General features: G+C 57.1%; 25 protein-coding genes. 10 read left to right on the top strand and 15 right to left on the bottom strand.

Annotation, left to right across the window (positions count from 1 at the left end; genetic code table 11):
* Nucleotides 1–114: 114 nt before the first annotated feature.
* A complete protein-coding gene (locus tag RRF55_RS25205) occupies nt 115–264 on the bottom strand; it encodes a hypothetical protein (RefSeq protein WP_032423917.1) in 150 nt (49 codons plus the stop codon).
* A 69-nt stretch (nt 265–333) separates the two neighbouring features.
* On the opposite strand from RRF55_RS25205, the gene nadA reads away from it, so the two are divergent.
* Nucleotides 334–1377, top strand: a complete 1044-nt coding sequence (nadA, locus tag RRF55_RS25210; protein ID WP_004176847.1) for a quinolinate synthase NadA — start codon at nt 334–336, stop codon at nt 1375–1377.
* A gap of 35 nt (nt 1378–1412) precedes the next feature.
* Complete coding sequence (gene pnuC, locus RRF55_RS25215; RefSeq protein WP_004151689.1) at nt 1413–2132, top strand: nicotinamide riboside transporter PnuC; 720 nt, start codon at nt 1413–1415, stop codon at nt 2130–2132.
* Here the strand turns inward: pnuC and zitB are convergent.
* On the bottom strand, nt 2129–3073 hold the full coding sequence (gene zitB, locus RRF55_RS25220; protein ID WP_004147641.1) for a CDF family zinc transporter ZitB: 945 nt from the start codon (nt 3071–3073) through the stop codon (nt 2129–2131). The genes pnuC and zitB overlap by 4 nt on opposite strands.
* Before the next feature lie 117 nt (nt 3074–3190).
* Nucleotides 3191–3556 (bottom strand): YbgS-like family protein, encoded by a 366-nt coding sequence (locus RRF55_RS25225; protein ID WP_117024795.1) that lies wholly within the window; start codon nt 3554–3556, stop codon nt 3191–3193.
* Between the two features lie 314 nt (nt 3557–3870).
* On the opposite strand from RRF55_RS25225, the gene aroG reads away from it, so the two are divergent.
* Nucleotides 3871–4923, top strand: coding sequence for a 3-deoxy-7-phosphoheptulonate synthase AroG (gene aroG / locus RRF55_RS25230; RefSeq protein WP_002895086.1), 1053 nt, complete (start codon nt 3871–3873; stop codon nt 4921–4923).
* A gap of 73 nt (nt 4924–4996) precedes the next feature.
* Here the strand turns inward: aroG and gpmA are convergent, their stop codons facing one another.
* The 7 genes from gpmA to modE all read right to left on the bottom strand — a co-directional run bounded on the left by gpmA (nt 4997) and on the right by modE (nt 12839).
* Nucleotides 4997–5749, bottom strand: coding sequence for a 2,3-diphosphoglycerate-dependent phosphoglycerate mutase (gpmA, locus tag RRF55_RS25235; protein ID WP_002895089.1), 753 nt, complete (start codon nt 5747–5749; stop codon nt 4997–4999).
* A 291-nt stretch (nt 5750–6040) separates the two neighbouring features.
* Nucleotides 6041–7084: a galactose-1-epimerase gene (galM, locus tag RRF55_RS25240; protein ID WP_004142169.1), complete on the bottom strand. Its 1044-nt coding sequence runs from the start codon at nt 7082–7084 to the stop codon at nt 6041–6043.
* Nucleotides 7078–8226 (bottom strand): galactokinase, encoded by a 1149-nt coding sequence (gene galK, locus RRF55_RS25245; protein ID WP_004176842.1) that lies wholly within the window; start codon nt 8224–8226, stop codon nt 7078–7080. Before galK ends, galM begins: the two co-directional genes overlap by 7 nt.
* A 2-nt stretch (nt 8227–8228) precedes the next feature.
* Nucleotides 8229–9275, bottom strand: coding sequence for a galactose-1-phosphate uridylyltransferase (gene galT, locus RRF55_RS25250; protein ID WP_064277256.1), 1047 nt, complete (start codon nt 9273–9275; stop codon nt 8229–8231).
* 9 nt (nt 9276–9284) lie between these two features.
* On the bottom strand, nt 9285–10301 hold the full coding sequence (galE, locus tag RRF55_RS25255; protein WP_004183448.1) for a UDP-glucose 4-epimerase GalE: 1017 nt from the start codon (nt 10299–10301) through the stop codon (nt 9285–9287).
* Nucleotides 10302–10510: 209 nt separating this feature from the next.
* Complete coding sequence (gene modF, locus RRF55_RS25260; RefSeq protein ID WP_130974919.1) at nt 10511–11983, bottom strand: molybdate ABC transporter ATP-binding protein ModF; 1473 nt, start codon at nt 11981–11983, stop codon at nt 10511–10513.
* 67 nt (nt 11984–12050) lie between these two features.
* The gene (gene modE / locus RRF55_RS25265) at nt 12051–12839 is read right to left on the bottom strand and encodes a molybdenum-dependent transcriptional regulator (protein WP_002895154.1); all 789 of its coding nucleotides are present in this window, start codon (nt 12837–12839) and stop codon (nt 12051–12053) included.
* Nucleotides 12840–12991: 152 nt separating this feature from the next.
* Here modE and RRF55_RS25270 point away from each other — a divergent pair, with 152 nt between their 5' ends.
* The 4 genes from RRF55_RS25270 (at nt 12992) to modC (ending at nt 15806) form a co-directional block, all read left to right on the top strand.
* Entirely contained in the window at nt 12992–13141 is a 150-nt protein-coding gene (locus RRF55_RS25270; protein WP_002895156.1) for an AcrZ family multidrug efflux pump-associated protein, read from the top strand.
* 141 nt (nt 13142–13282) lie between these two features.
* Nucleotides 13283–14056, top strand: a complete 774-nt coding sequence (modA, locus tag RRF55_RS25275; RefSeq protein ID WP_004176834.1) for a molybdate ABC transporter substrate-binding protein — start codon at nt 13283–13285, stop codon at nt 14054–14056.
* Nucleotides 14056–14745, top strand: coding sequence for a molybdate ABC transporter permease subunit (gene modB / locus RRF55_RS25280; RefSeq protein WP_002895159.1), 690 nt, complete (start codon nt 14056–14058; stop codon nt 14743–14745). Before modA ends, modB begins: the two co-directional genes overlap by 1 nt.
* A gap of 2 nt (nt 14746–14747) precedes the next feature.
* Nucleotides 14748–15806, top strand: a complete 1059-nt coding sequence (modC, locus tag RRF55_RS25285; RefSeq protein ID WP_004179075.1) for a molybdenum ABC transporter ATP-binding protein ModC — start codon at nt 14748–14750, stop codon at nt 15804–15806.
* On the opposite strand, the gene RRF55_RS25290 is transcribed toward modC, so the two are convergent.
* Nucleotides 15807–16625 carry a pyridoxal phosphatase gene (locus RRF55_RS25290; RefSeq protein ID WP_002895164.1) on the bottom strand — a complete coding sequence of 273 codons (819 nt, stop codon included), beginning with the start codon at nt 16623–16625 and terminating at the stop codon, nt 15807–15809.
* A gap of 228 nt (nt 16626–16853) precedes the next feature.
* Here RRF55_RS25290 and pgl point away from each other — a divergent pair, with 228 nt between their 5' ends.
* The gene (gene pgl / locus RRF55_RS25295; protein WP_004183458.1) at nt 16854–17849 is read left to right on the top strand and encodes a 6-phosphogluconolactonase; all 996 of its coding nucleotides are present in this window, start codon (nt 16854–16856) and stop codon (nt 17847–17849) included.
* Between the two features lie 110 nt (nt 17850–17959).
* Here the strand turns inward: pgl and RRF55_RS25300 are convergent, their stop codons facing one another.
* The 3 genes from RRF55_RS25300 to ycgZ all read right to left on the bottom strand — a co-directional run bounded on the left by RRF55_RS25300 (nt 17960) and on the right by ycgZ (nt 18955).
* A complete protein-coding gene (locus tag RRF55_RS25300) occupies nt 17960–18226 on the bottom strand; it encodes a biofilm development regulator YmgB/AriR family protein (protein WP_002895168.1) in 267 nt (88 codons plus the stop codon).
* Between the two features lie 51 nt (nt 18227–18277).
* Entirely contained in the window at nt 18278–18583 is a 306-nt protein-coding gene (locus RRF55_RS25305; protein ID WP_004147654.1) for a hypothetical protein, read from the bottom strand.
* A gap of 126 nt (nt 18584–18709) precedes the next feature.
* On the bottom strand, nt 18710–18955 hold the full coding sequence (gene ycgZ / locus RRF55_RS25310) for a regulatory protein YcgZ (protein ID WP_004151693.1): 246 nt from the start codon (nt 18953–18955) through the stop codon (nt 18710–18712).
* Between the two features lie 329 nt (nt 18956–19284).
* Between ycgZ and RRF55_RS25315 the strand changes: the two genes are divergently transcribed.
* Nucleotides 19285–20496, top strand: coding sequence for a diguanylate phosphodiesterase (locus RRF55_RS25315; RefSeq protein ID WP_004176831.1), 1212 nt, complete (start codon nt 19285–19287; stop codon nt 20494–20496).
* Between the two features lie 155 nt (nt 20497–20651).
* Entirely contained in the window at nt 20652–21386 is a 735-nt protein-coding gene (locus tag RRF55_RS25320; protein WP_004176830.1) for a MerR family transcriptional regulator, read from the top strand.
* Between the two features lie 41 nt (nt 21387–21427).
* Here the strand turns inward: RRF55_RS25320 and RRF55_RS25325 are convergent, their stop codons facing one another.
* Nucleotides 21428–21982: a helix-turn-helix transcriptional regulator gene (locus tag RRF55_RS25325; RefSeq protein WP_004151695.1), complete on the bottom strand. Its 555-nt coding sequence runs from the start codon at nt 21980–21982 to the stop codon at nt 21428–21430.
* Nucleotides 21983–21989: the final 7 nt, after the last annotated feature.

Consider the following 21989-nt stretch of genomic DNA (forward strand, 5'->3'; position numbering starts at 1 on the left):
CATCCTGCACGACCCACCAATGTAAAAAGGCGCCCTAAAGGCGCCTTTTTGCTATCTGCATTTCCCTGCCACTCATCAATGTTAATAATTTCTTAATTCATCATTTTCCCACGGTCACGCTGCGCTTACCGTGCCTGCACAGGATACGAACCGGTCGTTCGGGCAGATGCGTAGCATCGTCCCCGGGAATAGGGTTTGATGTACAAAATTCATCACGACTTTTAGCTCGTAATCGGCTATCTTGTTTAGCATATAAAACACCATGACCGTGTTAAGCCGCCGACAGGCCATACTGACGGTTGTAGAGTTAAGCCAGTAAAACGAGATTGCATGATGAGCGTAATGTTTGATCCTGAAACGGCGATTTATCCTTTCCCTGCTAAACCGCAGCCGCTGACCGTCGACGAAAAGCAGTTTTACCGCGAAAAAATCAAGCGCCTGCTGCGCGAGCGCGATGCCGTGATGGTGGCGCATTACTACACCGATCCTGAAATTCAACAGCTGGCGGAAGAGACCGGCGGCTGTATCGCCGACTCGCTGGAGATGGCGCGCTTTGGCGCCCGCCATTCGGCCTCCACGCTGCTGGTCGCCGGGGTGCGTTTTATGGGGGAAACCGCCAAAATCCTCAGCCCGGAAAAGACCATTTTGATGCCGACCCTGAACGCCGAGTGTTCATTGGATCTGGGCTGTCCGATTGAGGAATTCAACGCCTTTTGCGACGCCCATCCTGACCGCACCGTCGTGGTCTATGCCAATACGTCCGCCGCGGTGAAGGCCCGCGCCGACTGGGTGGTGACCTCCAGCATCGCCGTGGAACTCATTGACCATCTGGATAGTCTTGGTCAAAAGATCCTCTGGGCGCCGGACCGCCACCTTGGGCGTTACGTTCAGCGTCAGACCGGCGCAGACGTGCTGTGCTGGCAGGGGGCGTGCATCGTGCACGACGAGTTTAAAACCCAGGCGTTGATGCGGATGAAGGCTCTGCATCCCGAAGCCGCCGTGCTGGTCCATCCCGAGTCGCCGCAGGCGATCGTTGAGATGGCCGATGCCGTAGGCTCCACCAGCCAGCTGATTGCGGCGGCGAAAAGCCTGCCCCAGCGCCAGCTGATCGTGGCCACCGATCGCGGTATTTTCTATAAAATGCAGCAGGCGGTGCCGGAGAAAACGCTGCTGGAAGCGCCCACCGCCGGCGAAGGAGCGACCTGTCGCAGCTGCGCGCATTGTCCGTGGATGGCGATGAATGGCCTGAAAGCCATTGCCGAGGGTCTCGAGCAGGGCGGCGCTGCACATGAAATCCATGTCGACGAAGCGCTGCGAACCGGCGCATTAATTCCCCTTAACCGGATGCTGGATTTTGCGGCTACACTACGGGGATAACCTATTGTCGCGTCGCCAGACGCTGAGGGGAGGAAATGGATTTTTTTAGCACGCAGAATATTTTAGTACATATACCCATCGGCGCTGGGGGGTACGATCTCTCCTGGATAGAGGCCGTGGGGACGATTGCCGGGCTGTTGTGTATCTGGCTGGCGAGCCTGGAGAAGATCAGTAACTATGCTTTCGGGCTGGTCAACGTCACGCTGTTCGCCATCATCTTCTTTCAGATCCAGCTGTACGCCAGCCTGCTGCTGCAGCTGTTCTTTTTTGCCGCTAACGTTTACGGCTGGTATGCATGGTCGCGACAAAGCAGCAACCATGAGGCTGAGCTGCAGATCCGCTGGCTGCCGCGCAGCAAAGCGCTGGGCTGGCTGGCGGCCTGCGTGGTAGCGATCGGCTTGCTGACCCTGTTTATCAACCCGTTCTTTGCTTTCCTGACGCGGATCGCGGTCAGCCTGATGCAAGCGCTCGGTTTGCAGGTCACTATGCCGGAACTGCAGCCGGATGCTTTCCCGTTCTGGGACTCCTGCATGACGGTGCTGTCGGTGGTGGCGATGATCTTAATGACCCGCAAGTATGTTGAAAACTGGCTGCTGTGGGTGATCGTCAACGTGATAAGCGTGGTGATTTTTGCCCGTCAGGGCGTCTATGCCATGTCGCTGGAATACCTCTTGCTGACGTTCATTGCGTTGAACGGCAGCCGGATGTGGATAAACAGCGCGCGTGAGCGAGGTTCTCACGCGTTTTCTGGCTAATGGTGGTGGTGATGATCGTGCCCGGCGTGCATCGTGTTGAGATGGCACTCCGGGCCGCTGCAGGGCTGGTACTCCATCTGCACCGTGGCATGCGCAATTTCATATTTATGTTCCAGGAAATGCAGGATGCGGTTGAGTAACGCGTCATGGTCGTGCGGTGGAACGACCTGTACATGGAGCGTCATCACCGGTTTTTCCCCCACCAGCCAGACGTGGACGTGGTGAACATCGCGTACCTCCGGGATAGAGCGACGGATATCCCGCTGCAGGGCCGCCACATCCAGCGAACGCGGCGCGCCTTCCAGCAATTCATTCAGACTCTCTTTCAGTAATCGCCAGGCACTACGTAATACCAGGCAGGAAACCAGCACGGAAAGAATCGGGTCGACAGGCGTCCAGCCGGTGGTGAGGATCACCACGGCCGCCACGATCGCGCCGACCGAGCCCAGCAGGTCGCCAAGCACGTGTAGCGCTGCGGCGCGTACGTTAAGATTCCGCTCCTCGCTACCCCGATGTAGGATCCAAAACGCCAGCACGTTGGCCAGCAGACCGGCGACTGCAATGACCATCATCGTCACGCCGGCTACCGGCTGCGGATGCTGGAAGCGCTGAATCGCCTCCCAGACAATCAGCATGGTGATCACCACCAGAGCAATAGCATTGAGAAACGCCGCCAGGGTGGTTAAACGCAACCAGCCAAAGGTATGGCGGGCATTTGGTGGGCGGCTGGCGAAGCGAACCGCCAGCAGCGCAAACAGCAGAGCGGCGGAGTCGGTGAGCATATGGCCGGCATCCGCCAGCAGGGCCAGCGAGCCGGAGATCGCGCCGCCGACGGCTTCAATCAGCATAAAGCCGGCGGTGACGATAAACGCCCATAGCAGCCGGCGGGCGTTGCTGTTATCCGGAGCCTGGACAGAGGAGTGCGAATGCGAGTGCGCCATAGTGTCGTCCCTTAATAGTTATCATTATTACGCTATGACATCATAAACAGAGAGCGATAAAAAACGAAGAAAAGGCGAGACCGGCTCGCCTTTTCTTCGATCTGCCCACCTCATGTGTTACTGGGTGGTGCCGTCGGTTTTGCTGTTGTCTTGGGTCGTATTGCCGCCGTTGTCCAGTTTTTTACCGATGTCCGGACAGCGGCCGTCTTTACACATCGAGTTTTTATGTACCTCATCGCTCGACATATTATCCTGGGTCATCGTCGAGCCCGTGGTGCCCCCAGAGCCAGAGTTGATCTGACTATTGTCCACGTTGTTCGGCGCCACGTTCTCACGGGCATCCGGCGCCACCTGACCGGCATCCGCGGAAGAGTTGGCCTGGCCATTATTGGACTGGGCGCCGGTGTCTGCCGCCAGGGCCGCGCCGCTGGCAAGACCTAAGGTGGCGGTGAGCAAAAGGGTCGTCAGTTTTTTCATATTCATCGGATACTCCTGTTAAGCCGGGAAGGGGAAATGCGCTTCCCGCGGTGAGTGTGCCAGGGATCTGACTCGCTATGGTTTAAGACTCCGCAGACGATCGCAGTGTCACTATATAATCCTGAAACGTAAGACTTAATTAGCTTTAACAGTTAAATATTGTAGTTCATGAGCCTGGTTTCGCTACTTTATGGCGTATTTTTGCCTATTTCCAGGATTATTCCATCACTACTGTAAAATCACGTTTACACTATTTCAGCGAAGAGATAGATTGGAGGGATTGCATTTCATTGAATAAGTATGGCAACGCTGGAAAGAAGATGAATTATCAGAACGACGATTTACGCATTAAAGAGATCAACGAATTATTACCTCCCGTTGCGCTCCTGGAAAAATTCCCTGCTACCGAAAATGCTGCAAACACCGTTGCACATGCTCGCAAAGCGATCCATCAGATCCTCAAAGGCGACGATGACCGTCTGCTGGTGGTGATTGGGCCTTGTTCTATTCACGATCCGGCAGCGGCGAAAGAGTATGCCGCCCGCCTGCTGACCCTGCGCGAGGCGCTGAAGGGCGAGCTCGAGATCGTCATGCGGGTCTATTTTGAAAAACCGCGCACCACCGTCGGCTGGAAAGGGCTCATCAACGATCCCCATATGGATAACAGCTTCCGCATCAACGACGGGTTGCGCATCGCGCGCAAACTGCTGCTGGACATTAACGACAGCGGCCTGCCGGCGGCGGGGGAATTCCTCGATATGATCACCCCGCAGTATGTCGCCGATCTGATGAGCTGGGGCGCCATTGGCGCGCGTACCACCGAATCCCAGGTGCACCGTGAGCTCGCCTCCGGACTCTCCTGCCCGGTGGGCTTTAAAAACGGTACCGATGGCACCATCAAGGTGGCTATCGATGCGATTAACGCCGCCGGCGCGCCGCACTGTTTCCTGTCGGTCACCAAGTGGGGCCACTCCGCCATCGTGAATACCAGCGGTAACGGCGACTGCCATATTATTTTGCGCGGCGGCAAAGAGCCTAACTACAGCGCGAAGCACGTGGCGGAGGTGAAAATCGGTCTGGCGAAAGCGGGTCTTCCGGCCCAGGTGATGATCGACTTCAGCCATGCCAACTCCAGCAAGCAGTTCAAGAAGCAGATGGAAGTGGGCGCCGACGTATGCCAGCAGATCGCCGGCGGCGAGCGCGCCATTATGGGCGTGATGATTGAAAGCCATCTGGTGGAAGGCAACCAGAGCCTCGAGAGCGGTGAACCGCTGACCTACGGCAAGAGCGTCACCGACGCCTGCATCGGCTGGGAGGATACCGAAACGATCCTGCGTCAGCTGGCGGAAGCGGTGAAAACCCGCCGCGGCTAAGCTACTCCGCGCTAGCGCAGGTCATAAAAAAAGCGTGGAGATTTCCACGCTTTTTTGTTCTCACCAGGAGAAATTACTTCGCTTTACCCTGGTTGGCGACGGCAGCAGCTTTCGCCGCGATCTCTTCCGCGTTGCCCAGATAGTAATGTTTGATCGGCTTGAAGTTTTCATCGAACTCATATACCAGCGGTACGCCGGTCGGGATGTTCAGTTCGAGGATCTCGTCTTCGCCCATGTTGTCGAGGTATTTCACCAGCGCGCGCAGGGAGTTACCGTGAGCGGCGATGATCACGCGCTCACCGCTTTTCAGGCGCGGCAGAATGGTTTCGTTCCAGTAAGGCACGACGCGGTCGATGGTCAGCGCCAGGCTTTCAGTGGTCGGCAGTTCGGCGTCGGTCAGTTTTGCATAGCGCGGATCGTGGCCCGGGTAGCGCTCGTCGTCTTTGGTCAGCTCCGGCGGAGTGACAGCGAAGCCGCGACGCCACTGTTTAACCTGCTCGTCACCGTATTTTTCAGCGGTTTCCGCTTTGTTCAGGCCCTGCAGCGCGCCGTAATGACGCTCGTTCAGCTTCCAGGATTTCTCAACCGGCAGCCAGGCCTGATCCAGTTCGTCCAGCACGTTCCACAGGGTGTGGATGGCACGTTTCAGCACGGAGGTATAAGCAAAATCAAAGCTGAAGCCTTCAGCCTTCAGCAGTTTACCCGCTGCTTTCGCTTCGCTAACGCCTTTCTCGGACAGATCCACGTCGTACCAACCGGTGAAGCGGTTTTCGTTGTTCCACTGGCTTTCGCCATGACGAACCAGTACCAGCTTAGTTACAGCCATTCTCTCACTCCTCTCTACACGCCATCCCTCGCGCCGCGAACGGTGCGCTGAATGTGATGGTGTATGTGTTATTGATTGATAACTATTCTCATTATATTGCCGTGATTTGGCGCACGGCAATGCTTATCCCTAACCATAGCGAAAATAGTGGCGCAGTGTAAGGTGCTTGTAATACACAGGTTATTTTTTTGTCCTTTGGTGACGGAAAATAGAGCAGGTTGCTGAAAAAAGAGGCGGCAGAGAGGAGGGCGGGGACGAAAAGCAGCGCCCCCTGATGGAGGGCGCTGGCGATTATCGGGCGATAAACTGATATTCCGTCAGGCTGACGTACTCCTGGCCCGGACGTAATACACAGTCCGGCTGCGGCCATTGCGGATGGTTCGGCGAATCCGGCAGGAATTCGCTCTCCAGCGCCAGCCCCTGCCAGTCGGCGTAGGGCTCCGTCGTCTGCGACGGGGTGCCGCCGAGATAGTTGCCGGAGTAAAACTGCAGCGCCGGAGCGGAGGTATAGACCGTCATCTGCAGCTTGCCATCCTGCGACCAGACCTGTGCCGCAGGCTGGCTGGCGTCGCCTTTGGCATCCAGCAGGAAGGCATGATCGTATCCCTTCACCTTTTGCTGATCGGCATCCGCGAGGAAGTCGGCGGCGATGGTTTTCGGCTGGCGGAAATCAAAGCTGGTGTTAGCAACATCTTTCAGTTCGCCACCCGGGATACCGTCGCTTTCCACCGGCAGATACCTCTGGGCGAGGATCTGGAGCTGATGCTGGCGCACATCGCCCTGCTCACCGTCGAGGTTGAAATAGACGTGATTGGTCATATTCACCGGGCAGGGTTGGTCCACGGTGGCGCGATAGGTAATCGCGATGCGGTTATCGTCGGTCAGACGATAGTGCGCGGTGGCCTGCAGGGTGCCCGGAAAGCCTTGATCGCCATCGGGCGAGGTCAGGGCGAACAGCACTTCCTGCTCGTCGGCGCGGACAATGCGCCAGCGGCGCTTATCAAATCCTTCCGGGCCGCCGTGGAGCTGGTGACCCGCGTCGTTTGACGGCGTGACGTTGACGACCTGGCCGTCAAGCGGGAAGCGGCTGTGGCCGATACGGTTGGCGTAGCGGCCTACCGAGGCGCCAAGAAATGCGGCCTGGCGAGCATAGTCTTCCAACTTTGCGCAGCCCAGCAGCGGTCGGCGCAGGCTGCCATCGGCCAACGGCACCTCGGCGCTGAGCAGCGTCGCGCCCCAGTCCGCCACGGTGACGGTCATCCCCGACTTATTGCGCAGGGTCACCTGCTGCCATGGCTGACCGTCCGGGGCCAGCGCGGTGGTTTGCGTTAGCATTGCCCGGCCCCCTGTGACGGTTTGCAGACATAGAATGTCTCTTTAATACCGGTTTTCGCTTCATACTCGTTGGCAACGGCCTGCTGAACGGTATCGACCAGTTCTTCCGGGATTAACGCTACCACGCAGCCGCCAAAGCCGCCGCCGGTCATGCGCACGCCGCCCTTATCGCCGATCGCGGCCTTAACGATCTCCACCAGGGTGTCGATCTGCGGGACGGTGATCTCGAAATCATCACGCATCGAGGCGTGGGACTCTGCCATCAGCTCACCCATCCGCTTCAGGTCGCCTTTTTCGAGGGCGCTGGCGGCTTCCACAGTGCGGGCATTCTCCGTCAGCACATGGCGTACGCGCTTCGCGACCACCGGATCCAGCTCATGGGCGACGGCGTTAAATTGCTCAAGGGTGACATCGCGCAGGGCGGGCTGCTGGAAGAAGCGCGCGCCGGTTTCGCACTGTTCACGACGGGTGTTGTACTCGCTGCCGACGAGAGTGCGCTTAAAGTTGCTGTTGATGATCACCACCGCCACGCCTTTCGGCATCGAGACGGCTTTGGTGCCTAGCGAACGGCAGTCGATCAGCAGCGCGTGGTCTTTTTTGCCCAGCGCTGAAATCAGCTGATCCATGATGCCGCAGTTGCAGCCGACGAACTGGTTTTCCGCCTCCTGGCCGTTGAGGGCGATTTGCGCGCCATCCAGCGGCAGATGATACAGCTGTTGGAACACGGTGCCGACGGCGACTTCCAGCGAGGCTGAGGAGCTTAACCCCGCACCCTGCGGTACATTGCCGCTGATCACCAGATCCGCGCCGCCAAAGTGGCTGTTCCGCTGCTGCAGATGCTTTACCACGCCGCGGACATAGTTCGACCACTGCTGGGTGTCGTGGCTGATAATCGGCGCGTCGAGAGAGAACTCATCGGTCTGATTGTCGTAATCAGCGGCAATCACCCGCACCGTACGATCGTCGCGCGGCGCACAGCTGATCACCGTCTGGTAGTCGATAGCGCAGGGGAGCACAAAACCGTCGTTGTAATCGGTATGCTCGCCGATCAGGTTGACGCGGCCTGGCGCTTGAATGACATGGCTGGCCGGGTAGCCGAAGGCGTCAGCGAACAGGGTTTGGGTTTTCTCTTTCAGACTCATCATTACACTCCGGATTCACGAAAATGGACGTCGCTGACGGCGCGCAGTCGTTCGGCAGCTTGCTCGGCGGTCAGATCGCGCTGAGTTTCGGCCAGCATCTCATAACCAACCATAAACTTGCGGACCGTCGCGGAGCGCAGCAGCGGCGGATAAAAGTGGGCATGAAGCTGCCAGTGGTTATGGTCTTCGTCGTTAAACGGCGCGCCGTGCCAGCCCATGGAGTAGGGGAATGAGCACTGGAACAGGTTGTCGTAACGGCTGGTCAGCTTTTTCAACGCCAGCGCCAGATCGCTGCGCTGGGCGTCGGTGAGATCGGTTATGCGCTGCACGTGCGCTTTCGGCAACAGCAGCGTTTCGAACGGCCAGGCGGCCCAGTAGGGCACCACCGCCAGCCAGTGCTCGGTGTCCGCCACCGTGCGGCTGCCGTCGGCCAGTTCGCGCTGCACATAGTCCAGCAGCATCGGCTGGCCCTGTGCGGCGTAATACTCTTTCTGCAGACGGTCTTCCCGTTCCGCTTCATTGGGCAGGAAACTGTTGGCCCACACCTGACCATGCGGGTGAGGGTTGGAGCAGCCCATCGCTGCCCCTTTGTTTTCAAAAACCTGCACCCACGGGTAGCTTTTCCCGAGGTCCGCGGTCTGTTCCTGCCACGTTTTAACCACGTCTTCCAGCGCTTCAAGGCTCAGTTCCGGCAGCGTTTTGCTGTGGTCTGGCGAGAAGCAGATGACCCGACTGGTGCCGCGGGCGCTCTGGCAGCGCATCAGCGGATCGTCACTCTCCGGTGCGTCCGGGGTGTCGGTCATCAGGGCCGCAAAGTCGTTGGTAAATACGTAGGTACCGGTGTAATTCGGGTTGGTGTCGCCGGTCACCCGGGTGTTGCCCGGGCACAGGAAACAGTCCGGATCGTGGGCCGGCAAGGTCTGTTTTGCCGGCGTTTCCTGCGCCCCCTGCCAGGGGCGCTTGGCGCGATGCGGGGAAACCAGAATCCACTGTCCGGTTAACGGGTTATAACGACGATGTGGATGGTCAACGGGGTTAAATACGCTCATGAAGGTTCCTTAGTCTGGATAACCCTGCGGATGACGGGACTGCCAGTGCCAGGTGTCCTGCGCCATTTCGTCCAGGTTGCGCGTTACGCGCCAGTTCAGCTCGCGGTCGGCCTTGGCAGCATCCGCCCAGTAGGCCGGGAGGTCGCCATCGCGGCGCGGCGCGAAATGGTAGTTAATGGGTTTGCCGCAGGCCTTGCTGAAAGCATTGACTACGTCGAGCACGCTGCTGCCGACGCCGGCGCCAAGGTTGTAGATATGCACCCCGGCTTTGTCAGCCAGTTTTTCCATGGCCGCGACGTGGCCATCGGCGAGGTCCATCACATGGATGTAATCGCGCACGCCGGTACCATCTTCGGTCGGATAGTCGTTACCAAAAACGGCCAGCGATTCGCGACGGCCAACGGCGACCTGGGCGATGTAGGGCATCAGGTTGTTCGGGATCCCCTGCGGGTCTTCCCCCATGTCGCCCGACGGGTGGGCGCCGACCGGGTTGAAGTAGCGCAGCAGGGCAATGCTCCACTCCGGCTGGGCTTTCTGCAGGTCGGTCAGGATCTGCTCTACCATCAGCTTGCTTTTGCCGTAAGGGCTTTGCGGGGTGCCGGTCGGGAAGCTTTCGACATACGGGATTTTCGGCTGATCGCCGTAGACGGTAGCGGAGGAGCTAAAGATAAAGTTCTTCACGCCAGCGGCGCGCATGGCAGAGACTAATTTCAGTGTGCCGGTGACGTTATTGTCGTAATATTCCAGCGGCTTGGCGACGGACTCCCCGACGGCTTTCAGCCCGGCGAAGTGGATCACTGCCTCAATGGCGTGATCGTGGAGGATCTCCGTCATCAGCGCTTCGTTACGAATATCGCCTTCAATAAAGGTGGCTTCTTTGCCGCCGAGACGTTCAATCACCGGCAGTACGCTGCGTTTGCTGTTGCAGAGATTGTCGAGGATCACCACCTCGTGTCCCTGCTGCAGCAGTTGAACGCAGGTATGACTTCCAATGTAACCGCTACCACCTGTAACCAGAACTTTCATGATTCGCTCCATTCGGCTTATCGTTTGTGAGGAAGATAGCATATCAAAGAAGTGAAAAGTGTGACATAGGGCAAGTTAGTGGAATCGTTTACACTCAAGGGCGAAATGATATCATTGAATATATTTTGCTTTAAAAACATGTCATTATATTATTTTGGCGCTATTTTTCTGAAAAATACCAGGGATCTTTCGATCCCCGGCAGGGGGCGTCAGGCCACGGGGCCGAGCTGATAAGTGTAACCGTCTCCACTGGGAACGAACGCCAGGCGATGGGTAATACAGTCCGGGGCATCTTCCGCATGGTGCGAGACAAACAGCAGCTGTGTGGCCCCTTCGCCAATCAACACGTCGACAAAGCGGCGCACCAGCTGGCGGTTGAGGGGGTCCAGCCCCTGCAGCGGTTCATCGAGGATCAGCAGGGTTGGATGCTTCACCAGCGCGCGGACGATAAGCGCCAGCCGCTGCTGGCCCCACGACAGACTGTGAAACGGCGCGTCGGCGGTGCGCTTATCGATGCCGAGAATATCCAGCCATTGCTGCACCAGCTTATGCTGCTTGTCGGAGACCGCCTGATAAATGCCGATCGAGTCAAAATATCCCGACAGGATGACGTTGCGGACGTTGGTGCTGACCCGGTAGTCCAGATGCAGGCTGCTGCTGACGTAGCCGATATGCTTTTTAATATCCCAGATGGTCTCACCGCTGCCGCGCCGGCGGCCAAAGAGCGTGAGATCGTTGCTGTAGCCCTGCGGATGATCCCCGGTGACCAGGCTCAGCAGCGTAGATTTACCGGCGCCGTTGGGACCGACGATCTGCCAGTGTTCGCCCGGATTCACGGTCCATGAGAGGTGATTGATGACCGGGCGATCGTTATAGGAGACCACGCCGTCGTTGAGCACGATACGCGGCGCCGAGTCTGCCAGCGCATGACGGGCCGGTGGGACATCCGGCTCCGGCAGGGTGATGCCGTCCAGTTTTTCACTGTGCGCCAGCTGGGCGACCAGCGCCTGCTGCAGCAGGGAAGACTTCTCGCCGGTCTCGCTAAGGGTGCAGTCAGCCAGCACGCCGGCGAATTGCACAAACTCCGGGATCTCATCGAAGCGGTTGAGCACCAGCACCAGGGTGATGCCAGCGCTGTGCAGGTCGGCCAGCAGGGCAGCCAGCTGCTGGCGGGAGTTGACGTCGAGACCGTCGAAAGGTTCATCGAGGATCAGCAGTTGCGGATCGGTCATCAGGGCCTGACACAGCAGGGTCTTACGCGTTTCCCCGGTCGACAGGTATTTAAACCGGCGGTCCAGCAGGGCGCTGATGCCAAACTGTTCGGCCAGGCGCGCGCAGCGGGCAGGATCTTTCACCTCATCCTGGATAATCTCCGCGGTGGTGCGGCCGGTATCTTCTTCGCCAGGGCTGAGCAGGTCGGTGTTATTGCGCTGCCACTCGTCGCTGACCAGCTTCTGCAACTGCTCGAAGGAGAGGCGGATTACGCGGGAGAAGTGGCTTTCGCGCTGGCCGCTGAGCAGGGTCAGGTCGCCTGCCAGGGCCCGCGCGAGGGCGGATTTGCCGCTGCCGTTGCTGCCGACGAACGCCCAGCTTTCACCCGCCGCCACGCTCAGGTGGTCTATTTTTAAGGTCTTTGTATCGCTCAGGCGAAACGTGCCTTGCGAAATTTGCAATGATGACATGATGTATCCCATTTTTTGCAGCGATGTGCATCAGGGATACGACTTCAGGCGCGTAATGTCAATGGGGTCAGCATAACGTCGCGAGGATGATGCGATCGGCATTGAAGTAAGCGATCGCCTCCGTTCCTTCCGCCAGGCCAGCGGCCTGCGCCTGTGGCAGGGTGGCGCACAGGGTTTGACCGTCCGCCAGGGTCATCAGTACTTCGCACTGTCCGGACCCGCATTCGATATGACTGATACGTCCCGACAGCTGGTTATCGGCCTGGCGGGCTGCTGCGGGATCGAGGGTGATGCCGACCCATGGCGCTTTGAGCAGGACCAGCACCTCCTGGCCCTCATCGAGTCCCAGCTTCTCAGCGCTTTGCGCGGTGATGGCGACGTTCAGGCGGGTTTTTCCGTCAGCCAACAGTACTTCCACGTGCTGCTGCACCTGCTGGCGATCGCGGCCGGTAATGGTGCCGAACCACTGGTTGCGGGCGCTGGTCTGCAGGGAAAAGCGCGAGATGGCCGCCAGCAGGCTATCCAGCGGCAGGGCATCGTCATCGCTGAGTACATCAAACGCTTTCTGCTGGATCTGCGCCAGCAGATCGTACAGCTGGATCAGACGCTGCCCGTAGCGGGTCAGCACCGCGCCGCCGCCGCCCTTTCCGCCGGTGGCGCGATCCACCAGCGGCTGTTCGCTGAGCTGGTTCATCTCATTGATGGCATCCCAAGCGCTCTTATAGCTGATACCCGCATGCTTCGCCCCCTGGCTTATCGAACCGGTCTGGTCAATCTGTTTGAGCAGGGCGATCCGCCGCGGATCGGCAAACAGGCGCTGCTGTAGCTTAAGGGTGAGAAGAATTTCGGCCTGCATAATCGTTTCCTGACAAAAAAGGGTATTGTGACCGATAGTCGCCCACTTGCAAAACCTCTCTGCGCGGTTGGTCATTACCCACCGCACAAATGGGACGTGTTTTTTCGGCTGAAATCGTTACAATCAGGAAATCATACTATCTGGAGTGAACCATGTTAGAGCTTTTGAAAAGTCTGGTTTTTGCGGTCATCATGGTACCGGTGGTGATGGCGGTCATCCTGGGACTGATTTACGGTCTTGGCGAAGTGTTCAACCTCTTCTCCGGCGTAGGCCACAAAGATCGCAGCCAGCAAAATCACTGATTTCCCGGCGCCCGGTTTAACCGGGCGCTGTGCTATTTCCCTCCTGTATCATTTCCTTCGTTTTATTGTCCTGTGTCACTATAAAAACGCTTCGCATATCGTTATATTATCGACTACATAACGCATTGACAGGAGAGTAAGATGGCAGGTTCTTGGTTACGCGGGGTTGTCGGGGTATCACTCACGCTGTGCGTCGCGGGTCAGGCGCTGGCGGCAGAGGGTAAAGTGACCGTTTTCGCCGCCGCATCGTTAACCAACGCGATGCAGGATATTGCCCAGGCGTACAAGAAAGAAAAAAACGTCGAGGTCGTGTCGTCGTTTGCCTCGTCGTCGACGCTGGCGCGGCAGATAGAAGCGGGTGCGCCAGCGGACCTGTTTATCTCCGCCGATCAGAAATGGATGGATTACGCGGCAGATAAAAAGGCCATCGATCCGGCAACCCGCGCCACTCTGCTTGGCAACAGCCTGGTGGTGGTCGCGCCGAAAGCCAGTGCGCAGGGGGCGATAACCATTGATGAGAAAACCGACTGGACCAGCCTGCTGAAAGGAGGCCGTCTGGCGGTGGGCGATCCACAGCATGTCCCGGCCGGTATCTATGCCAAAGAGGCACTGCAGAAACTCGGTGCCTGGGAGACGTTGTCGCCGAAGCTCGCCCCGGCTGAAGACGTGCGCGGTGCGCTGGCGCTGGTGGAGCGCAACGAAGCGCCGCTGGGGATTGTCTATGGCTCCGATGCCGTGGCCAGCAAGGGGGTGAAAGTGGTCGGCACCTTCCCGGAAGCCTCGCATCAGAAAGTCGAGTACCCGCTGGCGATTGTCGATGGGCACCGCAATGCGGCCGTGAGCGCCTTTTATGACTACCTGAAAGGGCCGGAAGCGTCCGCTATCTTTAAACGTTACGGATTTACCACCCGCTGATGTTTCTGAGCGAACCCGAATGGCAGGCGGTGCTGCTGAGCCTGAAAGTCTCCTCCCTGGCGGTGGCCTTGAGCCTGCCCTTTGGCATCTTTTTTTCCTGGCTGCTGGTCCGGCGCACCTTTCCCGGCAAGGCCCTGCTCGACAGTATTCTCCATCTGCCGCTGGTGCTGCCTCCGGTGGTGGTGGGGTACCTGCTGCTGGTGGCCATGGGGCGGCGCGGGTTTATTGGCAGCTGGCTGTATGACTGGTTCGGCATCAGCTTTGCTTTTAGCTGGCGCGGGGCGGTGCTGGCGGCGGCGGTGATGTCTTTCCCGCTGATGGTGCGCGCCATTCGCCTGGCGCTGGAAGGTGTGGACGTCAAACTGGAGCAAGCGGCGAGAACCCTCGGGGCCAGCCGCTGGCGGGTATTTTTGACCATTACGTTGCCGTTGACTCTGCCGGGGATTATTGTCGGCACGGTGCTGGCCTTCGCCCGCTCGTTAGGGGAGTTTGGCGCGACCATCACGTTCGTCTCCAATATTCCCGGTGAAACGCGCACCCTCCCTTCGGCGATGTATACCTTGATTCAAACCCCGGGCGGGGAGGGGGCGGCGGCCCGCCTCTGCCTCATCGCCATCGGTCTGGCGCTGGTTTCGCTGCTGATTTCGGAATGGCTGGCCCGCGTGAGCCGCCAGCGCATGGGAGGATAATGATGCTGGAGCTGGACTTTACCCAGACCCTCGGTAGCCACTGCCTGCAGATCCGTGAAACTCTGCCCGCCAGCGGGATCACCGCCGTCTTTGGCGTCTCCGGCGCGGGCAAAACCTCGTTGATTAACGCCATCAGCGGCCTGACCCGACCCCAGGCGGGGCGGATCGTGCTCAACGGCAGGGTGCTGAACGACACCGCGCAGCGTATCTGCCTGGCGCCGGAGCAGCGCCGTATCGGCTATGTCTTTCAGGATGCGCGCCTGTTTCCCCATTATAAAGTGCGCGGCAATCTGCAGTATGGGATGGCGAAATCCATGGTCAGCCAGTTCGATAAGCTGGTGGATCTGCTGGGGATTGCGCCCTTGCTGGATCGTCTGCCGGGCCGGTTATCCGGCGGCGAAAAGCAGCGAGTGGCTATCGGCCGCGCCCTGCTGACCGCGCCAGAGCTACTGCTGCTGGATGAGCCGCTGGCCTCGCTGGACATTCCGCGCAAACGCGAGCTATTGCCCTACCTGCAGCGGCTGGCGCAGGAGATCCATATTCCGATGCTTTACGTCAGCCACTCGCTGGATGAGATCCAGCATCTGGCCGATCGTGTGCTGGTGCTGGAGGCCGGTAAGGTGAAAGCTTTCGGTCCGCTGGAGGAGGTCTGGAGCAGCAGCGTGATGCACCCCTGGCTGCCGGCGGAGCAGCAGAGTACGATCCTTAGCGCCACCGTCGCCGCGCAGCACCCGCAGTATGCGATGACGGCCCTGGCGCTGGGGGACCAGTTGCTGTGGGTCAACCGGCTCGAACGTCCCGCAGGCGACACCGCACGGATCCGCATTCAGGCGTCGGACGTTTCGCTGACACTGGCCCAGCCGTCCGGGACCAGCATCCGCAATATCTTGCGCGCCGAGGTGGCTCAGTGTCTGGAGGTCAACGGACAGATTGAAGTGCAGCTCAGAGTGAGTGACCGTCTGCTATGGGCCAGGATTAGCCCATGGGCGCGGGACGACCTGGCGATAGCGCCAGGTCAGCAGGTGTTTGCCCAGATCAAAAGCGTGTCGATCGCCGCCTGATTACAGCAGTTGGCGGTAGATAAACTCGGCGATGCTCGTGGACTCATTGTCGCCGATGACTATGTTGGCGCGGGCTTTCACCTCGTCCACCGCGTTGCCCATCGCCACCCCGGTGCCCGCCGCTTCCAGCATGCTAAGATCGTTGTAGTTATCGCCGAAGGCCACCACATCCTGCATCGACAGCCCCTGGTCGGCCACCCATTGCGCCAGGCGTTTGCCTTTACTGTTGCCGGCGCGCGCGATATCTACCTGATCGTGCCACGACCATTCGCACTCGAGGCCCAGCGTCTCGCCAACCTGCTGCGCAAACCGCTGCAGGCGGGGAATGTCGTCATCGGTGAGAGCGAATTTCCATACCGCGTTAACTTCGCGAACCGCCTGCGCCAGCGAATCGACCTGAGCGAAAACCGGACGCTGATCTTCCGGTAACGCCTGCGCCCAGTTGCGGGTGCGGATCACATGCCCGGTGGGGTGTTCATAAAGCATCGCGTCGTCCACATATGCCAGGCCGTGGATCTGCTGTTTGGCGAGCATGGCAGTGAGGCTTACCGCTTGCTCTACCGGCATAGGATCGGCGGCCAAAACCTTTTTTGCGTGATAATCATACAAATAGGTGCCATTACAACAAATTGCAGGTGTATCGAGAGCCAGTGCCTGATAAAAAGGATGGATAGCGACGTGATGACGTCCGGTGACGACGATGACCTGATAGCCTGCCTCTCTGGCGCGGGCCAGCGCCTCCAGCGAAGCGGGCAGAATGGTTTTTTTGCTGGTAAGCAGGGTGCCGTCTAAATCCAGGGCAATCACGCGTGTTGTCATGTGTTATTTCCGGTTGATGTTGAAAAGTGACCTGGCCATGATGGTACACCGCCGTGGCGTCAGGACCAATTTTTCCACATCTGCCGTGAATGTCTGTATGCCCTTTGTGCCGCCGTCCGGCGGAAATTCGGCGGAGGATGCGAGTATCATGGGCGGATGTCTTATAATTTTCAGGGTGCTGTTATCCTGAAAATGAAAATTCCACGTGCAGTGAGGGAAGGAGTAGTCATGAAACAAACCGTTTATACCGCCAGCCCGGAAAGCCAACAAATCCATGTCTGGAGTCTTGAAGCGGACGGCAAACTGACGCTGGTGCAGGTGGTTGATGCCCCAGGGCAGGTCCAGCCGATGGTGGTCAGCCCCAACAAGGAATTTCTGTACGTTGGCGTTCGTCCGGAGTTTCGCGTGCTGGCCTATCGCATCACGCCGGATAACGGGGCGTTAACCTTTGCGGGCGAAGCTGCGCTGCCGGGCAGCCCGACTCATATCTCTACCGATCACCATGGCCGCTTTGTCTTCAGCGCCTCCTACAATCAGGGCTGTGTCAGCGTGACCCCGCTGCACGATGGCCTGCCGGGCGAAACCATCACCGTGGTGGAAGGGCTGGAAGGCTGCCACTCGGCCAATATCTCCCCGGATAATCGCACCCTGTGGGTGCCGGCGCTGAAGCAGGATCGCATTTGCCTGTTTACCCTCAGCGACGATGGTTTCCTTTCGGCACAGGAGCCCGCGGAAGTGACGACCGTCGAGGGCGCCGGTCCGCGTCACATGGTATTCCATCCCAACCAGCAGTATGGTTACTGCGTCAATGAGCTAAACAGCTCGATTGACGTCTGGGAGCTGAAAGATCCTAAGGGCAACATCGAATGTGTACAGACCCTGGATATGATGCCGCCTGATTTTAGCGGCGTGCGCTGGGCGGCGGATATTCATATCACCCCGGATGGCCGTCATCTTTACGCCTGCGATCGTACCGCCAGCATCATCACGGTGTTCAGCGTTTCGGAAGATGGTAGCGTGCTGGCGGTGGAAGGCTATCAGCCTACCGAGACCCAGCCGCGCGGCTTTAACCTCGATCACAGCGGTAAATATCTCATTGCCGCCGGGCAGAAGTCGCACCATATTGCGGTGTACGATATCGTCGGTGAGCAGGGACTGCTGCAGGAGAAAGGCCGCTATGCGGTTGGGCAGGGGCCGATGTGGGTGGTGGTCAACGCCCACTGAACCGCCATCAGGTAAAAGAAAAAACCTCGCCTTAGCGAGGTTTTTTTTGCTCAGAGCGGACAGGCTCTGCGGAGAAGGCGTTGTCCTGGCGGGCCAGAAGCGTGGCGACGTTAGATATCGTCCATGGTGTAGCCAACGACAATCTCCAGCGTTTTTCGGATCACGTCCGCGGTCACCACGTCATCGGTGGTTTCCAGCGCCTGAATCAGCCATAAAATAATGGCCTTATTGTTCAGGTGACCCTCGGACTGGAGAATACTGTTGATGGCGAGCGACATGACGGCGGACTCATCAACCAGTTTATCACCGGCGTTACGGAAATAGTCGGAGAGTGCGGTGTCCTGCAGTCTTGCGTAAATATCTGGTTGCTGATGCATAGTCTGTCTCATCACATTCTCACTCTGTTTAATTCACCATGGTTGGGATAATCAGTGGATCTTTTTAGCTTCCGACGGCATGCTGTCTGGCGCCAGCGAACCTCTGGTTTCCCAACGGCCATTGATTTTCTTTACCTGTAAAGGCGCGTACTTCCGCTGACGGATAAGCTTCGCGCAAATTTCTTCGATCACGGCAGCGATGATCTTTCTACGCTGGCGATCTGGTTCTGTCGCCTGCATTAACCGAAGTCGAACCAGCAGGGTCGGGGTGGTAATCGGGCGATTCGTTTTCAGAAGCGCTAGAACCGCCTCGCCGATGATTTCATCGGTTATTTCCTCAGTTTCACTGTTATTCATAACCGTCTCTATGCATGCCACCCTTTTCCTGAATAGGCGAACGGCATTCAGGTCAGCAGCAGGTTTGTGGAAGCGATCGCCCCTCATCTGCTACTGCGGCGCTGCAACAGGCGACGATCGATGACGTTATTCCTGGCCAGCAAACAGCAGACCAATTAAGGTCTGATAGTGGCTCTCTTCCTCCGGCGCGCGAGCGCGGTCCAGGCGGCTCAACAGTTTGGTGCATAGCGCTTTGCGGTTGAGATGACGCCCTTCGTTAAGAATATCCATCACGATCTGACCCAGGGTTTCCTGCTGGGAAGGCAAAGATGCTTTGTTGAAATACTGGGCAATTGCGTTCGCTGTATCTGGAATGTAACCATTCTGCTGCATATGTGCTCCTTTCATTTCATTCATCTGTTAACTGCCATTAAACTTATACAATAATTATTAACCTGTACACACAAAGTTGCACAACAATGATTCATATGAGGTTAACTGTATGATTTTTAATTGTTTAATTTTTTTTGCCTGGCGCGGTTCTGGCTTGTAAAGGTGGGGTTTAGCGTTGCATGTTGTACAAGGAAAGAAAAAAAGGAAAAACCTTGCACAAAAAAGGGATTTTTAGTGTATCTTTTTTGTTAAGACAAAACGTAGTTTTACGAGACCCTTAGCCTGATAACTGCTACTGTGAATGCTTATCCCTCCCATCTGGAATCACTATGCTAACCACCATCATTTATCGCAGCCATATCTGCGACAATGTCTCATTCAAATCGATCGAGGCCATGGTCGCCAGGGCAAACGAAAGAAATGGGCAGGCGGACGTCACCGGTATTTTACTTTTTAACGGGACGCATTTTTTTCAACTCATTGAGGGGCCTGAAGAAAAGGTTCAGGATATTTATCAGCATATCTGCCAGGATCCTCGCCACTATAATCTGGTGGAGTTGCTTTGCGATTATGCACCGTCCCGTCGTTTTGGTAAGGTCGGGATGGAACTGTTTGATTTACGCGAACACGATCGCGAGGAAGTTCTGCAGGCGGTGATGGACCGGGGGACGTCAAAATATCAGCTCACCTATGATGACCGGGCGCTGCAATTTTTCCGTACTTTTGTCGAAGCCACAGAAAAAGCGAACTATTTTGAGATTCCTTCCGCAGATAGTTGGGTTTTTATTCCTGATAAGGAGACGTTCTATCCTGATACCCCGATTATCGATAATACGGAAGGTTGTTCCTTTGCCTTCCAGCCGATTGTCGACCCTTTCGCCTGCGAAATTATTTCGTGGGAAGCGCTGTTGCGTACACCGGACGGGCAATCCCCCGGCGCCTATTTTGCCGGGCTGACCGGGGACGATATTTATCTCGCCGACCTGCACAGTAAACGGGTGGCGTTGTCGCTGGCGGGAAAATTAGGTTTACGTAATAAGGCGTTAAGCATTAATTTACTGCCGATGACCATGGTCAAAGCGCCGAATGCGGTGGCTTTCCTGCTCGACGAAATTAGTCGCAATGACCTTATTCCGGAGCAGATTATTGTCGAGTTCACTGAGCGGGAAGTGATTTCGCGGATGGACGATTTTACCGATGCGGTGCGCAAACTGAAGGGCGCGGGAATTAATCTTGCCATCGATCACTTCGGCGCCGGGTTTGCCGGGCTATCGCTGCTGGCGCAATACCAACCCGACAGAATTAAAATCGACCATGAGCTGATCCGCAATATCCACCAGGACGGACCGCGCCAGTCGATTGTACAGGCGATTATCAAATGCTGTACTTCTCTGGAGATTGCGGTCTCAGCCGTCGGCGTTGAGCGTGCTGAAGAGTGGATGTGGCTGGAATCAGCCGGTATTTCACAGTTTCAGGGCAATTTGTTCGCCAGCGCGCGCCTGGGGGGCCTACCCGCCGTCGCATGGCCGGAGAAAAAATGAACCACCGCGAAATCAGCTAAACATTTTTTCATCTTTTTTCCCGGGCGCTGTGAGCCGCAACCTGATATCTTTATCTGTACAAGAAAATAGAGTTGTACAGGATGCCTGAATTCGTTAGTTTAGGTATTAAGGTATCAGGTTGATGTGAGGCTGCTATGGCGTTTTACAGTATCGGTGAAGTCGCCGAACGTTGCGGAATCAATCCGGTCACACTGCGCGCCTGGCAGCGTCGTTACGGTCTACTGAAACCGCAGCGTAGCGAAGGCGGGCATCGACAATTTGATGAAGAAGATATCCTGCGTATCGAAGAGATCAAGCGCTGGATAGAGCGCGGTGTATCAGTAGGGAAAGTCAAAGCGCTGCTGGAGGATAACCTGCCGGCGGCGCGCGACGAATCCGCGCATCTTCAGGAAGAGATGATGTCCATTCTGCGTTATATGCAGCCCGCCAGAATCCGCGCCAAATTAATGGCGCTCAGTCATCAACACCCCGTCGACACCCTCATCGATAGCCTGTTAGTGCCGGTACGACAGCGTCTCAAGTTGGATCAGAATACCTCGCTGGTGATTAGCAGCATGCTGGACGGCCTGTTAATTGACTGCGTAGCGTTGTTTCTCGCCGAAGCGCGTAAAAAAAATGGCAAAGAGACGCTGCTGGTGGGCTGGAGCAATGAGGACAGGACGCGTCTGTGGCTGGAGGCATGGCGTCTTTCCCAACGCGGCTGGCATGTCAACGTTCTCGCCGAACCGCTGGAGTCGCCGCGGCCTGAGCTATTTCCCGGGCAGCATATTTTCGTCTGGACCGGACGTGCCGCCACGCCTCTGCAGGAGGAGCTGCTCAGCCACTGGCAGGAGCAGGGCTTCAGCATCCATTTTCACGGCCAAAATTAAGCGCCCCGATCCGTGGTGCGGATCAGGGCTTGAGTGCTGGGTTACAGGTGAATCTGGCTCCAGGATTTGAACGTTTCGCTGCGGCTGATATTAAAAAAATCGGTTCTACCGCTGCAGCCGAGCTTTTTAATCAGATTCAGCCGGATCTGATAAATGGTTTTTATATGCAGGTTTAGCGACCGGCCAATGCTGGCGACCGCTTCGCCATTGCTGATAAGTTGAATAACTTTCTTTTCCCGCTCGGTAAACTGCACCGAGGCGCCTGGCGCCGGATGGGTTTTGTAATAGCGGGTGGGTTGATGCAGAAATATCTTTAACTCTTCCGGCGTCGAGTTGGCCGGTAAGCGCAGCATAGGCAGTTCACTAAGAAAATTAAGATCGTTGCCTTCGGTTAACAGAATAAATAATGTATCCCGCCGATTATAGTTGTGCTGCAGTACCGCGAAATAATTGTCGCTGGTGAAGAAAACATGTTTTTTGCGGAAGTAAGATGCCGGCAGGCTATTCAGGATCAGCGACATCCCATAGAGAAGAAAACCATTATCAAACCACAGATCGTAATGCTCAGAACGATAGCAAGTATTATGGTGTGACATTTTTTTG

The organism is Klebsiella sp. K47 (genome assembly GCF_051858335.1).
Taxonomy (GTDB): domain Bacteria; phylum Pseudomonadota; class Gammaproteobacteria; order Enterobacterales; family Enterobacteriaceae; genus Klebsiella; species Klebsiella pneumoniae.

Coding starts and splice junctions, on each gene's coding strand:
- zitB (WP_004147641.1), bottom strand. CDS start 3,073: ATGGCGCACTCGCATTCGCACTCCTCTGTCCAGGCTCCGGATAACAGC.
- pnuC (WP_004151689.1), top strand. CDS start 1,413: ATGGATTTTTTTAGCACGCAGAATATTTTAGTACATATACCCATCGGC.
- RRF55_RS25315 (WP_004176831.1), top strand. CDS start 19,285: ATGCTAACCACCATCATTTATCGCAGCCATATCTGCGACAATGTCTCA.
- gpmA (WP_002895089.1), bottom strand. CDS start 5,749: ATGGCTGTAACTAAGCTGGTACTGGTTCGTCATGGCGAAAGCCAGTGG.
- nadA (WP_004176847.1), top strand. CDS start 334: ATGAGCGTAATGTTTGATCCTGAAACGGCGATTTATCCTTTCCCTGCT.
- galM (WP_004142169.1), bottom strand. CDS start 7,084: ATGCTAACGCAAACCACCGCGCTGGCCCCGGACGGTCAGCCATGGCAG.
- galE (WP_004183448.1), bottom strand. CDS start 10,301: ATGAAAGTTCTGGTTACAGGTGGTAGCGGTTACATTGGAAGTCATACC.
- RRF55_RS25270 (WP_002895156.1), top strand. CDS start 12,992: ATGTTAGAGCTTTTGAAAAGTCTGGTTTTTGCGGTCATCATGGTACCG.
- RRF55_RS25300 (WP_002895168.1), bottom strand. CDS start 18,226: ATGCATCAGCAACCAGATATTTACGCAAGACTGCAGGACACCGCACTC.
- RRF55_RS25225 (WP_117024795.1), bottom strand. CDS start 3,556: ATGAATATGAAAAAACTGACGACCCTTTTGCTCACCGCCACCTTAGGT.
- ycgZ (WP_004151693.1), bottom strand. CDS start 18,955: ATGCAGCAGAATGGTTACATTCCAGATACAGCGAACGCAATTGCCCAG.
- modE (WP_002895154.1), bottom strand. CDS start 12,839: ATGCAGGCCGAAATTCTTCTCACCCTTAAGCTACAGCAGCGCCTGTTT.
- RRF55_RS25305 (WP_004147654.1), bottom strand. CDS start 18,583: ATGAATAACAGTGAAACTGAGGAAATAACCGATGAAATCATCGGCGAG.
- modA (WP_004176834.1), top strand. CDS start 13,283: ATGGCAGGTTCTTGGTTACGCGGGGTTGTCGGGGTATCACTCACGCTG.
- modC (WP_004179075.1), top strand. CDS start 14,748: ATGCTGGAGCTGGACTTTACCCAGACCCTCGGTAGCCACTGCCTGCAG.
- galK (WP_004176842.1), bottom strand. CDS start 8,226: ATGAGTCTGAAAGAGAAAACCCAAACCCTGTTCGCTGACGCCTTCGGC.
- modB (WP_002895159.1), top strand. CDS start 14,056: ATGTTTCTGAGCGAACCCGAATGGCAGGCGGTGCTGCTGAGCCTGAAA.
- galT (WP_064277256.1), bottom strand. CDS start 9,275: ATGAGCGTATTTAACCCCGTTGACCATCCACATCGTCGTTATAACCCG.
- RRF55_RS25320 (WP_004176830.1), top strand. CDS start 20,652: ATGGCGTTTTACAGTATCGGTGAAGTCGCCGAACGTTGCGGAATCAAT.
- modF (WP_130974919.1), bottom strand. CDS start 11,983: ATGTCATCATTGCAAATTTCGCAAGGCACGTTTCGCCTGAGCGATACA.
- pgl (WP_004183458.1), top strand. CDS start 16,854: ATGAAACAAACCGTTTATACCGCCAGCCCGGAAAGCCAACAAATCCAT.
- RRF55_RS25325 (WP_004151695.1), bottom strand. CDS start 21,982: ATGTCACACCATAATACTTGCTATCGTTCTGAGCATTACGATCTGTGG.
- RRF55_RS25205 (WP_032423917.1), bottom strand. CDS start 264: ATGGTGTTTTATATGCTAAACAAGATAGCCGATTACGAGCTAAAAGTC.
- RRF55_RS25290 (WP_002895164.1), bottom strand. CDS start 16,625: ATGACAACACGCGTGATTGCCCTGGATTTAGACGGCACCCTGCTTACC.
- aroG (WP_002895086.1), top strand. CDS start 3,871: ATGAATTATCAGAACGACGATTTACGCATTAAAGAGATCAACGAATTA.